General features: G+C 83.1%; 1 pseudogene. It reads right to left on the reverse strand.

The annotated features are described in order from the left end of the window. Positions 1–275: pseudogene (locus tag PUR61_RS01580) on the reverse strand (RCC1 domain-containing protein); the annotation flags it as partial. Between the last annotated feature and the right edge of the window lie 57 nt (positions 276–332).

The raw sequence follows: 332 nt of genomic DNA on the forward strand, positions 1-332 counted from the left end.
GGCACCGGATAGGGCTTGCCGACCGCGGTGTCGTCGCCCAGCTGGCCCCTGTCGTTGAGGCCCCAGGCCTGGACGGTGCCGTCGGCGAGCAGCGCGAGGGCCTGGGAGGCGCCCGCGGCGACCGCCTCGACGCAGGACAGGGCGGGCACCACGACGGCGGAGTCGCGGGTGTCCGGGGCGGAGGTGGGCCCCGAGCCGCCTTGCGATGGCCGGGGGCGGGGGGGGTGTGGCCACCCCCGCCTATGGGGCCGGGGGCGCCCCCCCCCCCCCCGCACGCATCCGGGCGCGGCGGGGGGGGGGGGGGGGGGGGGGGGGGGCCGCCCCCCCCCCCC

This window comes from Streptomyces sp. BE20, assembly GCF_036322525.1.
Classification (GTDB): Bacteria; Actinomycetota; Actinomycetes; order Streptomycetales; family Streptomycetaceae; genus Kitasatospora.